At 43.7% G+C, this 12726-nt stretch carries 12 protein-coding genes; 7 read left to right on the forward strand and 5 right to left on the reverse strand.

The window, feature by feature from the left end; all coding sequences use genetic code 11:
• Positions 1-211 precede the first annotated feature (211 nt).
• The 3 genes from ACZ5Q7_RS02355 to ACZ5Q7_RS02365 all read right to left on the reverse strand — a co-directional run bounded on the left by ACZ5Q7_RS02355 (position 212) and on the right by ACZ5Q7_RS02365 (position 2915).
• On the reverse strand, positions 212-1081 hold the full coding sequence (locus ACZ5Q7_RS02355; protein ID WP_343752120.1) for an N-acetylneuraminate lyase: 870 nt from the start codon (positions 1079-1081) through the stop codon (positions 212-214).
• Entirely contained in the window at positions 1078-1776 is a 699-nt protein-coding gene (locus tag ACZ5Q7_RS02360; protein ID WP_343752122.1) for an N-acetylmannosamine-6-phosphate 2-epimerase, read from the reverse strand. The genes ACZ5Q7_RS02355 and ACZ5Q7_RS02360 overlap by 4 nt, the downstream gene beginning before the upstream one ends.
• 518 nt (positions 1777-2294) lie before the next feature.
• Positions 2295-2915 carry a TetR/AcrR family transcriptional regulator gene (locus ACZ5Q7_RS02365; protein WP_343752123.1) on the reverse strand — a complete coding sequence of 207 codons (621 nt, stop codon included), beginning with the start codon at positions 2913-2915 and terminating at the stop codon, positions 2295-2297.
• 132 nt (positions 2916-3047) lie between these two features.
• On the opposite strand from ACZ5Q7_RS02365, the gene kynU reads away from it, so the two are divergent.
• From kynU to ACZ5Q7_RS02385, 4 genes are all read left to right on the forward strand, one after another.
• On the forward strand, positions 3048-4322 hold the full coding sequence (gene kynU / locus ACZ5Q7_RS02370) for a kynureninase (protein ID WP_343752125.1): 1275 nt from the start codon (positions 3048-3050) through the stop codon (positions 4320-4322).
• A complete protein-coding gene (gene kynB / locus ACZ5Q7_RS02375; RefSeq protein ID WP_343752167.1) occupies positions 4316-4975 on the forward strand; it encodes an arylformamidase in 660 nt (219 codons plus the stop codon). The genes kynU and kynB overlap by 7 nt, the downstream gene beginning before the upstream one ends.
• Positions 4959-5801 (forward strand): tryptophan 2,3-dioxygenase, encoded by an 843-nt coding sequence (kynA, locus tag ACZ5Q7_RS02380; RefSeq protein ID WP_343752127.1) that lies wholly within the window; start codon positions 4959-4961, stop codon positions 5799-5801. The genes kynB and kynA overlap by 17 nt, the downstream gene beginning before the upstream one ends.
• Before the next feature lie 217 nt (positions 5802-6018).
• Positions 6019-7362: a sodium-dependent transporter gene (locus tag ACZ5Q7_RS02385; protein WP_343752128.1), complete on the forward strand. Its 1344-nt coding sequence runs from the start codon at positions 6019-6021 to the stop codon at positions 7360-7362.
• 179 nt (positions 7363-7541) lie between these two features.
• On the opposite strand, the gene ACZ5Q7_RS02390 is transcribed toward ACZ5Q7_RS02385, so the two are convergent.
• Positions 7542-7982, reverse strand: a complete 441-nt coding sequence (locus ACZ5Q7_RS02390; protein ID WP_343752130.1) for a hypothetical protein — start codon at positions 7980-7982, stop codon at positions 7542-7544.
• Between the two features lie 231 nt (positions 7983-8213).
• On the opposite strand from ACZ5Q7_RS02390, the gene ACZ5Q7_RS02395 reads away from it, so the two are divergent.
• From ACZ5Q7_RS02395 to ACZ5Q7_RS02405, 3 genes are all read left to right on the forward strand, one after another.
• On the forward strand, positions 8214-8708 hold the full coding sequence (locus ACZ5Q7_RS02395; RefSeq protein ID WP_343752131.1) for a YcxB family protein: 495 nt from the start codon (positions 8214-8216) through the stop codon (positions 8706-8708).
• Between the two features lie 114 nt (positions 8709-8822).
• Entirely contained in the window at positions 8823-9296 is a 474-nt protein-coding gene (locus ACZ5Q7_RS02400; protein WP_343752132.1) for a DUF4367 domain-containing protein, read from the forward strand.
• 762 nt (positions 9297-10058) lie between these two features.
• Positions 10059-11024, forward strand: a complete 966-nt coding sequence (locus ACZ5Q7_RS02405) for a hypothetical protein (RefSeq protein ID WP_343752134.1) — start codon at positions 10059-10061, stop codon at positions 11022-11024.
• Positions 11025-11140: 116 nt separating this feature from the next.
• On the opposite strand, the gene ACZ5Q7_RS02410 is transcribed toward ACZ5Q7_RS02405, so the two are convergent.
• On the reverse strand, positions 11141-12712 hold the full coding sequence (locus ACZ5Q7_RS02410) for an FMN-binding glutamate synthase family protein (protein WP_343752135.1): 1572 nt from the start codon (positions 12710-12712) through the stop codon (positions 11141-11143).
• Positions 12713-12726: the final 14 nt, after the last annotated feature.

The raw sequence follows: 12726 nt of genomic DNA on the forward strand, positions 1-12726 counted from the left end.
GACAACTAAAACGCCGCAAAGGATTATGTCCTGTTTAAGGGCTGAAGCGTTTTCATTGTGTGCATGAAATATACCATTTTGAATGTTTATTGTCAATTACCTATTTATTTATGAATGATAACTATCATTTTTGAAAATTCTATTGACTGAGATGCCTCGTGACAATGCCCATTCCGTGGAGGATAAAGAGGCTCCCCCACGGAATGACGTGTTACGTAATAAACGTGTTGGCAATGCGTTCGGCTTCTTTGGCGCCGTCAGCGGTGAGTGGCTTCATCGGCTTGCGCAGTGTACCGGCGTCAACGCCCTGCACCTTCAGTATTTCTTTGATGGTTGGATAAAGCCCGTTACTCAGCACATCCGTTATCAAATCATTGGTCACCTTTTGCACGTCTCTGGCTTCGTTCAGTTGTCCGTTCTGGGCAAGTTCGAAAATTTGCCGCGCGCGTTTGCCGTTGATATTGAACGTGCTTCCGATCGCTCCATCGATATTCAGGACACTGGCTGGCAGGAGCATTTCATCAAACCCGGAATAGATCAACTTATCCGGAAATTGATGCCTGATCCGTTCAAGCAGGAAGAAGTCCGGTGCTGTGAATTTCACACCAATAATTCGGTCGTGGGCAAACAGCTCGCCAAACTGCTCGAGATTCATATTGACGCCCGTCAATGCCGGAATGGAGTAAATAATCAAGTCATTGTCGACACTGTCTAAAATGGTGAAATAATAATCTTTTATTTCGTCAAAATCAAACTTATAATAAAACGGAGTCACCGCCGAAATGGCGTTGTACCCCAAGTCGGTCGCATATTGGGCCAGATCGGTCGCTTCGTCGATATTCAGTGAGCCGACTTGCGCAATCAGCTTAGCCTCATCCTCCACTTCGTCTTTGACCACACGGAAAATTTGCTTTTTCTGCTCGGTGGAAATGAGGAAGTTTTCCCCGGTGCTGCCATTGACGTATAACCCATCAACCTGCTGCACATCGAGATTATAGCGTACAATCTCCCGCAATCCTTGTTCATTCACACGTCCATCGTCATGAAACGAGCACATTAGCGCCGTATACAGTCCATTCATTCTATCACCTCTCTGCGATTGACGTTTTCGACAGCGTCATTAAATTGTTTCGTTATGATTTGCGGGCGGGTGATGGCACTTCCGACGACAACGGCATGAGCGCCCGCCTTTATCGCCCCTTGAGCCTTTTCCGGTGTGTCAAAATTCCCTTCTGCAATGACCGGAATCGAGAGCTGCTCGGTCAATTCCTTAACGAGCTGCATCGGTTGAACATCGCTGGAATAAGGCGTGTAACCGGCCAGCGTGGACGCCACGAGATCCACCCCGATACGCTCGGCATTGAGCCCTTCTTCAGCGGTGGAGATATCCGCCATCAGCAACTGATCCGGATAGTTAGCCTTGATGTCAGCAACGAATGACGCAACATCGTTTCCGGAAGGTCTTTTTTGGCTGGTTGCGTCAAACGCGATAATATCAACGCCTTCCTGATATAAGGCATCCACTTCCGTCATCGTTGGGGTGATGAAAACGTTATAATCGGGATGATCGTTTTTAATAATTCCAATAATGGGCAGATCAACTTCGTGTTTAATCGCTTGAATGTCCTTAATCGTGTTGGCGCGAATACCGGCTGCTCCGCCCTGTTTGGCAGCCAGAGCCATTTTTGACATTATGTAGGCGTCATGCAACGGCTCATCCTCCAGCGCCTGGCAGGATACAATTAATTTTCCCTTCATGTTGTCCAATATACGCATACGCATCCCCTTACTCATTCCGTCGTGTTATCGCTTACGTTCACTATATCGCAATGATGGGTAGTTGTCAAACGAATGATCATTTTTGACAGTAAACCGTCATTATTGGGTGGCTCTGGTGGGTTGGTGAGTTGTTGGAAGGCGGATGGTCGGCAGCCGCCGACCATCATCGTTTAGATACGAGCGAACGGCGCAGCGTGCTGCTTCGTCGCGCGAGTTTGGCGTACCGTCGCGCGATTTTCGCTCTGAGTTGCGCGACCTCACCCTATTACTGCGCGACCTCAGTCGATTATTGCGCGACTCACACACTGAACCGCGCGATCCTCTCGATTATTGCGCGAATTCCTCTCCGATCTGCGCGACCTTCTTCATTATTGCGCGACTTTTTCCGAAATGACCAACCTATCCTATATAGTGTTGCACAATAAAACGGTTTATATAAAAGAGTGGGTTTATAAGAGGAACGATGGTCGGCAGCGGCGGACCATCAGCGCCCCTGCTGACTTCAAAAACCCCCCTCAACCATCACCGTCATGACGGTACAATGCTTTCGTGTAAAACATGGCTAATTGGTCAACGATAGGGTCGAGTTCAAACGATTCTGACTCTACAAATTGCCACATGTACATTTCATTCATATAATACCAACTTTTGGCGGTTATAATGGGGTCAAAGCTCGCATCGGCCAGATTTTTGTCCTGGGAATAGGTTATATCAGCCGTAATCCCTTGTATGAATTCATGCCGGATGTTTTCCCATTCCTCCCCAATCTGCTCGCTTGATCCGATGGCATTCTTCACGACGCGCAGCATTGGGCGTTGGTTTATCGCGAGATTCATGTAATCCCTTACTTGCTTTTCAATGAGCGAATGAGCTTCTTCCGCTGTCTCCGGCCGGAATTCCTGCTTAGCCACGTCGAAAAATTGTTCCATGAGCTCCCCCATAATGGTAACGAAAATATCATGTTTGTTTTTAAAATAGACATAAGCTGTTCCATATCCGACCCCGGCATCTTTAATAATTTGCGAAACCGTTGTCTTGTCAAACCCATTGTGCAAAAAAACACGATGAGCCGATTGAATGAGTTTTCGTTTGGTTTCCATTGCTTGTTTATCCCGACTGGTCAGTTGTTTTTTCATGATACTGGTCCTCCAAAATTTAATTGACACGATATCATTGACATTATATCACCCAAAAATTATACTTTAACCATACAATGAAAAATATAATCAATTCAAGCAATCTTATCAACATACAGGAAGGTGACAGACATGACAGAGACGTATACAAGGGCCCATGCGCGGGATATGGACGCTCATGATGATTTACGAATGTACCGTGATGAATTTTATCTTAACCATGAAAGCGTCTACATGGACGGGAATTCATTGGGGCTCATGTCAAAACAAGCAGAGCGGTCAACCCTTAATATACTGGAATCGTGGAAGACGCAAGGAATCAATGGCTGGACAGAAGGCAATCAGCCATGGTATTACTTATCCGAGTCGCTCGGCGAAAAAATGGCTGGGCTCGTTGGTGCTAACCATGAAGAAGTGATTGCAACGGGGTCAACCACCGTTGATTTGCATCATTTAGTGTCAACGTTTTATCAGCCAGAGGGAAAACGAACCAAGATTCTGGCTGACGCTTTAACGTTTCCGAGTGATATTTATGCGTTGAAAGCACAGCTACGGTTAAAAGGATACGATGAATCTCATTTGGTACAGGTGGAAAGCGAGGATGGTCATCTGTTAAACGAAGCCGATATTATTGATGCGATGACGGATGACATTGCGCTGATCGTGCTGCCAAGTGTTTTATACCGCAGTGGTCAAATCCTGGATATGAAACGGTTGACACAAGCCGCCCACGAACGCAACATTCCGATTGGATTTGATTTATGCCATTCCATCGGGGCCATTCCGCATGATTTGCATGATTGGAATGTTGACTTTGCCTTTTGGTGTACGTACAAACATCTTAATGGCGGACCTGGCAGTGTAGCAGGGTTGTTTTTAAATGAGAAACACTTCGGCGTCACACCGGGGCTTGCCGGATGGTTCAGCTCCGCAAAGAATAAGCAGTTTGACATGGAGCATACCTTAACGCCTGCAACGAATGCCGGGGCATTTCAAATCGGAACACCGCATCTGTTAAGTGCGGCACCATTAATCGGGGCGCTTGACTTGTTCAATGACGCTGGCATAGATCGGGTGCGCCGGAAATCGCTCGAACTAACGGACTATATGATGTCTCTAATCGATCATGAACTCGATGGCTATGGCATGGTGATTTGCAACCCGAGAAATCATGACCAGCGCGGTGGGCATGTGTATGTGGAACATCCCGAAGCAGCGCGTATTTGCAAAGCATTAAAAATGAAAAACGTCATTCCGGATTTCAGAACGCCGAGCGGTATTCGCCTGGCACCGGTCGCTTTATACAATTCCTTTGAAGATGTGTATGATTGTGTACACACACTGAAGATGATCATGGACGATGCGTTATATGAACAATTTGAAAATGTAAGGGATGTGGTATCCTGATGAGCTGTTGGATTGATATTTCACAACCAGTAAACAACCAACTCGCCCATTGGCCGGGCGATCAGCCATTTCATTATCATACTGCTTTAACGAAGGAGATGACTGGCTCGGTCAATATTGGACGAATAACAACGAGCGCACACGTTGGCACCCATACCGATGCCCCCTACCATTTTTTAGATGATGGTAAGAAAATACTGGACTTAGAGGTTGACCGTTATATCGGTCCCTGCAAAGTCATCGACATCGGTTCATTCGCTGCCATTAATGAAGAAGCTTTAAAAAGCAAAATCACTCAGCCTACCGAGCGACTCTTAATCCGGACGTCCCTGCCGAATAATCCCGAGCGTTTTCCGGACGATGTACCGCCCATAACGGCTGATGGCGCCGCTTACATGCGTTCCATCGGGGTTCATCTCGTCGGCGTCGATACCCCATCGGTCGACCCCGTTTCAAGCAAAGACATGATTGGGCATCATTCCCTGTTTGCGAATGATATTTACATCCTGGAAAATGTCATGCTCGATCATGTGGACGAGGGTGATTACGAGCTTATTGCATTGCCGTTGCCGCTTCAGGATGCGGATGGAAGTTTAGTGCGGGCAGTGATTAAACCAATAAATGGAGGAAATCGCGATGCAGAATCAACATGACGCGTTTAAAGATGAACGAGACATCCAGACCGATTTTAAAGAAAAAATGACGTATAGCGACTATTTGGGCTTGGATACATTGCTGAACAGTCATCACCCGTTAAGCAATCATCATGACGAAATGCTGTTTATTTCGGTCCATCATGTGAGTGAGATATGGATCAAACAAATATTACATGAAGTGAATTCCGCTATTCAGGATATTCGGGCGCATCGTTTGTCGACGTCGTTTAAAAAGTTAGCCCGGGTATCGGTCATTCAGGATCAACTGAAACAAGTGTGGGACGTCTTGGCGACCTTAACGCCGGCTGAGTACATGGAGTTCCGCGATTCATTGGGCAGCGCGTCGGGATTTCAGTCGTATCAGAATCGGATGCTGGAATTTGCTCTTGGGTACAAAACAGAGCATGTTCTGAAGATTTATGAACACGACCCTGAGCTGCGAGACACGTTACAGCAAGCTCATGACGCTCCGAGTATTTATGACGTTTCGATTCAAGCTCTGGCGAGAGAAGGACTTCCGATTGATGAAGATGTATTGAATCGTGATGTGCGTTTGACACACCAATCCAATGAGAGTGTTAAACAGGCTTGGTTGACGGTATACAGAAATGTTGATCAGTATTGGGAACTGTATGAGCTTGCTGAGGAGCTTATGGATATTGAGGATTTATTCCAGCAATGGCGGTTCCGACATATGAAAACCGTTGAGAGAATCATTGGATTTAAACAGGGAACAGGCGGATCCGGTGGTGTCGCCTATTTGAAAAAAGTGTTGGAACAGTACTTTTTCCCTGAACTGTGGGAACTGCGGACAGAATTATAGAGTAGGCGGCTGGGACAGCTTTAACGACGATCGCTTTGGAAACATACTACGCTTTCCAAAGTGATTGGTCATCTTTCATTACGGACAACCAGTATTTCTGGTTAAAAAATGAACAATTAAACGCGATACACCTTTAGAAGTTGTCCCAGCCACAAATCTACCACTCTATTTTCTAAATCTTTAAAATTAAAGCGGTGACATCGGAGAGGAGTCATTTATGAGTGAATCTAGAGAACAATGGTCGTCCAAATTAGGATTTATTCTATCTTCAGCTGGGGCCGCGATTGGTCTTGGTGCCATATGGAAATTTCCGTATGCTGCAGGTATGTACGGCGGAGGTGCTTTCTTAGTCATCTTTGTGCTTTTTACGTTATTCATTGGATTGCCCATGCTCATATCGGAGTTTATTATTGGTAGATCAGCTCAAAGGGAAGCGGTTTCTGCGTATGATCACCTCGCACCCAAGTCTCCCTGGCGAATCATTGGCCGCCTTGGGGTAGCAGGCTGTTTCTTATTGCTGTCGTTTTATAGTGTTGTCGGTGGCTGGGTTGTTTTGTATTCCGGAATGAGTCTGTCCGGGAATGTGATTTCAGATGGTGCGAATTATGGCCAGCTCTTTCAATCTATTATTGGAACGCCATGGTTGGCGCTTGGTGGTGTGGCATTATTTCTATTGATCAATGTCATCGTTCTTAGCTTTGGCATTAAGAAAGGCATTGAACGATCCAGTAAATATTTAATGCCGCTGCTATTTATTTTCTTCCTCGTATTGGTTGTTCGTTCCTTGACTTTAAATGGAGCGATGGAAGGCATTACCTTCTTTATGAATCCGAACTTTTCCAATATTAGCGGGGAAGGCATATTATACGCGTTGGGGCAATCCTTTTTTGCTTTGGCTGTCGGGTTCTCCTGTATGGTTACGTATAGTTCATATTTGCATAAGAAAGAGAGTATTCCAACGTCGGCGGCAAGCGTTGCCTCACTGAATATTGTTGTATCCGTTCTTGCCGGTCTGGCCATTTTTCCGGTCGTTTTTGCTTTTGGTCTGGAACCGAAAGCTGGTCCAAGTTTGTTGTTCGTCGTCTTGCCGAACGTTTTTAGTCAAATGGCGTTTGGTCCTCTGTTTTTAACACTATTTCTGTTGCTGTTTTTATTCACGACGCTTACGTCCTCATTCAGTTTGCTGGAAATTATTATATCGGCTCTGACAGCCAGTGGAAAGCATTCACGTAAAAAAGTGACGGTCATCGCCGGGATCGTCGTCTTTCTGGCCAGCATTCCGGCAACGTTATCCTTTGGGGTGCTGTCGGATGTGTCTATTGCTGGGAAATCCATTTTTGACGCTACTGATTTTCTCGTCAGTAACATTTTGTTGCCGCTTGGCTGTTTTCTCATTTCGATTTTCATTTCATTTCGAATGGATAAAGCTATCATTATCAAAGAATTTCAGTCAGGGAACAGCCTGGCACTTGGATGGTTCCGAGGATGGCGCTTCCTTATGCGCTGGATTGTGCCACTAACGATTGCCATCGTGTTTATAAATTCACTCGGGCTATTTTAAGATAGCTTATCCCCCATAGCAACGTAAGTGCCTGGCACCCACACAATTCTGAATCGTTCATGTGCCAGGCACCTCATGTATATTTGCGGCAATCAGGACCATTTGTATAAATGTGGCCCAAAATGCCCGCAGCGTTGATGTACGTCAATTTTTCTGAAAATATGGAAGGGATTTGGGGCTTATTTTTTATAATTCCAGAGCACTTTCCATTCGCCTTTCACATCGGTCACAAACACATTTTGCGTTAAAGAGAAATTGCCGTACTTCCCTTTAAAGACTTGTGTGACGGGCACTTGATAAACGGTATCAATGCTGTCTGTATCATTGTCAATGGCCCAGCCCTCGCGTTTCGTCGCTTCCCCAACCGAAAAGGAAAAGGTCTTCACACCAAAATGCCCCATGAATACATGCGCACGGTCCTGTATATAGTCGACTTTAGCAAATTTATCTTTCATCAATGGGTGAAACATCTCCCACGAATCCGAAAAATTCGCATTCTGTTCATACGAATAAAAGGTCGCAACCACTTCAGCTGCTTGTTTTTCGTTTGATTGATGAAAAAACAGAAACAATCCAGCACCGCCGATTAACACGACAAGGATGACAGCTATTTTACGCATCAAACCCCTCCCGCCCATCACTACTATCATCCTATTATTCAAAAAGAAAAATCAGTACTAACATAAGTGCCAGGCACCTTAACAATTCTGAATAGTTTATGTGCCTGGCACCTTATATTTTTATGTTAAAATAAGTGTTAAGCACGATATATCGAATGACACTTTGCACTTATTTATGTGGCTATGGGGACAGTTGTTGAATAATGAGTAATAGCAAGGAGTAGAATCACTTTGAACGACCATCATACAGTAACATACACACTTACAGAACAAGAGTATAAAAAAGCTAGAAAAGTATTTCGTACTCAATCGGAAAAAATATCACGAGTGGCTGTTCTTATTCTTTTTCTTGTAATGCTTTTTTTATTTTCCGTCGAGGACCAAACCGGCAAGATAATAGTTGGTATTTTAATCCTTATTATGTTGTCATATTTAATCTTTGTTTGGCTTAACAACGTCGGGTATATGAGTTATGCTTTACGATCTTCCACTGCGACGATTACCTCGAGAGGCATAAACATTAAAAATAAAGATTCCGAGTTCACAATAGAATGGAAATACATAGAAAAGATTACGAGGAATAAGGATTTCATTCATTTTTTAATACCGAAAAAGAAACCTAGAAAAGACATTATTATTCCGAAACGAGCGTTTACCGATACCTCGGAAGCAGAAGAATTTTTCAATGATGCGACGCAATGGGGACTGTCCCCAACCTCAAAATAATTCTGAATAGTTTATGTGCCTGGCACCTGGGCGCAGCTGTTTAATAAATGCTGTGCCTGAATGGAGCCAGATTGTAAAATAACATTATCATTCTTTATGAAACGGAGGGAGAGTTTGAAGAAAGCTATTTATATAGTAATGATGTTTATATTTATCTTGGTCGGATGTAGTGATGAATCAGGTTCAAAAGACCTTATAGAATATAATAAAGAAAAAGTTATTAGCTCTTTGAGTAAATTGGAGTTCAATCCGAAAATCCCACATTTACTCTCATTTGAACCAACAGAAACGAACGTAGAAGTGAAGGAATTGGGTAGATTGGAAACTAATTATCTCACAGTTACATTTGTAAACGACAATCAAGAAGAGATAACTTTCCGGGCAGGAACAACGGAAAATGCAATTGATTTTACAGAAGAAAAGGTTAACATAACGGATAACTTGGTAGGAAGGTACGGTAAAAAAGATAAAATCAAAATTCTGAAGTGGGATGAAGATAATAGTTATTACGACCTTCTAGTTGATAGCGACTCTACCTCAAAAAAAGAAATACTAAAAATAGCCAAAAGTTTTTATCGAATCAACTAATCTGCCCTTCTTGGCTATGGGGACAGACCCCGACCGCCGTAAATGGAGGTTTCATATATGAAAGGGTTTATAATATTATGTTTAGGAATTCTAACTTTACTAGCTTCTATTATTTTTTTATACATTAGTTACCAACCTAAAGTTGGGCCGATAGGTAATGGACCTAATTATACACAAATATGGATTACATTTAGTGCTATATTTTTAAGTGGACTGCTTGGAATCTTTAGAGCTGTTCAAGAATTTATGAAAAAATAACCAAGACATTGCTAATGCAAGTGCCAGGCACACAAACAATTCAGAATAGTCTATGTGCCTGGCACCTAGCCATACTGTCAAACCAGAAAAAATAACCACCCATAGGCCTGACAAGCATAATGGGTAGTTATTTTTTAAAACACCTGTAATGTGAGCCGCCCCTTGAAGGGCTGTTGTACATGACCGTTAGTGTATCTACACTAGCGGTTTCTTTTATTTTATGAGTCTTCTAATTATATTATACCCAATATCAGGCGAAATGAAAACTGTAAATTGATACAAGTTTTCGGCATACCCCAGATAATGGAAACCCGACGGGACTTAGATCCGATGAGTTCCAAAACTGCTTTGAATATTTCTCATCTATCTTTTCAACGATTACCATCAATGCTTCTTTGAGAACTATATGTATCGTCATGTTATAGGTGCGATTTTACTCAATGGCATGTATAAAATATAAAACATTTCATATTATATATGGATGAATTTCTCAGGAGGGTGTCTATGAAAAAAATTGTATTTGGCATTTCGTTATTGATACTTTTAACGATTGGCTCGGCATTGGTTTTTATACCATCAGCAGCTACTGAAGAGGAAAAAGGTAATATTTTTTCCAGTCAACATATTGATGATGCTGGAGTGAGACAGGCTGTTAAATCAGAAGAAGGGCAAGTGCTTGATCAAAGCTACTACGATAAAGAGCATGACATAAACGTAAAATTTAAGAGAGTCTTAACCGATGATAAAGAAACAAAGCTCCTGTTGACCTATCATAGTGAAGAGACAAATTTAAAGAATTATTCTATTGACCTTTGGGAAGGTGTCAGTAAGCTTCATTTAATTGTCGGTGATGAAAAGAAATCATTAGAAAATGTGGGATGGGGAAGCCGATATTACAGCAAAACAGAAAACAAAGTATATGATGCCTTATCTTTTGAATCAATAGAAGAATATGAGGGACAAAACATTCGTTTAAAGATTGAAGATTTGACTATCTGGAAAAACAAAGGAGATAGCAGTGTACAGACAACTTGGCCGTTAGAATTCAAGCTTAAACCATCTGCCACCTTCGACAGAGAAACAGTCAAAGTCAATAAAGAATTCAGTTTTAAAGGTGAAACATACACCATTAAGCAGGCTGAGTTTTCTGCCTTGGAAACAAGGGTCGTTGTTACTGGGTCCGACATTAAACTATATACGGATGAAAGTGGAATGAAATATGAAAAAAGAAGTAAGCTGGAAAAACGATTCATGAATCCTAGAAATTCAGGTGATGAATATGGATACAGAGCTAATAAGAAAAAAACCGGCGTATTTTTAAGATCAGCTGGGAAGAAGGTTGTGCCAATCTATAGTAAGGAAGAGGTACATGACCCAGATAATTATGTGATGGTTTTTGCCCCAGTAAAAGACCGTCAAAATTGTATGCTCGAAGTCGGTGAGGATATTAAAATTCCTTTAACTAAGTAGAGGGCATGGTTCCCCACCTTGATGCAAGTGCCAGTCACGCAAACAATTCTGAATAGTTTATGTGCCAGGCACCTTATACAACCGGGCTATCCTTGCGCCCGGTTGTTCCTTTATGATTAACTTGGCTGCTTCCCTGATTGGGAGAATTCATTGAATGATGAGCGATAAACGAGATGGTCCCGATTCAGTTTCGTTGGACTGTCCAGCCCCGCGATAGCGGCAAGGTCAAATAGGTCGTGTCGCAGTGTTATCAAGTAATTCGCTACCCGGTATTTCTTTTCATCGATATTCAAGGCTTTCTGCAAGTTTTCATCCGTCGTTGCGACACCGGCTGGGCATGTGTTGGTATGGCATACTTGCGCCATGATGCAGCCGGTTGAGATCATGAAGCCTCGGGCGATGTTGATCAAATCGGCCCCCAGGCAGAGCGCCATCGCTATCTTGTCCGGTGTCAGCAGCTTACCGGACGCGATGATTTTCGTCCGATCCCGCAGTCCGTATTGCTTGAGGGTGTCATCCACTAACGGAATCGCGGAAAACGACGGCAGTCCGACCGAATACGCGAGGGCATAATACGACGCACCGGTTCCGCCTTCCCCGCCGTCAACGGTGATAAAATCAGGAACGATGTCCGTTTCCGCCATAGCTTTGATAAACTGCGCCACCTGCTGTTCGTCACCGGCGACCATTTTGATGCCCACTGGCTTTTGGCCGACATCCCGTAATTGGTCCACAAACGCAAGCAGTTGCTCCGGTCCGTCAATGCCTGGAAACCGATTCGGGCTGTTAATATCTTCCCCCGGTTCGACGTTGCGTATCTCGGCGATTTCTTCGGTCACTTTATTGCCGCTCACGTGCCCGCCCCGTGTTTTCGACCCCTGGGCGAGTTTTAATTCGAAGGCTTTGATGGGCTCGGTATCGGCTTGTTTTTTAAAGGCTTCCCATGAAAAATGGCCCGCTTTATTACGCACGCCGAACAGACCGGGGCTGATTTGCATCATGAGATCGGTATTTCCTTTTAAATGGTACGGCGACACGCTTCCTTCGCCGGTATTCATCCAGGTGCCCCCGGCCATGCCGAGCCCCTGGGACAGCGCTGTTATCGCATGGTCGCCCAACGAGCCATAGCTCATAGCTGATTGGCCGATCAACCCTTTTAACCGAAATGGGTGACGCACGGTATGCTCACCCAAAACCACCTGATCATCCTCGTGAAGGTAGGATGGGTTTATATCGGTAGCCTTGCTTTTTTCTTTACGGCTGAATAGATTTTCCTCATTAATCTCATAAACGCGTGTATTCACTGTCGGGGATTGATCGATCTTTAGTTCTTCCGTTTGGGATGGAAACATATGATTGACTAAATACAAACCGTCTTCGTCAAAGTTCCGTTTCGCTCCATATCCCATGATGCTGCTATTGTACTTCCCCGCTTTGACGACAAACTCAAATTCATCCCGATTAAACGGCTTGCCTTCCTGATCATTTAAAAATAAATACTGCCTGAGTTCCGGCCCCATTTTTTCTAAAATATAGCGCATCCGACCGATAATCGGATAATTTTGCAAGATCGCGTGTTGCTCCCGTGTTTTATCCTGAAAATAAAGCCACACCAACACGGCAGCCGGCACTAGAATGACGAGCGCCAAAAGAAAAATAAATCCAATCACAAACCATTGTCCTACCATATGTATCACACCTC

Source organism: Lentibacillus halophilus, assembly GCF_055395055.1.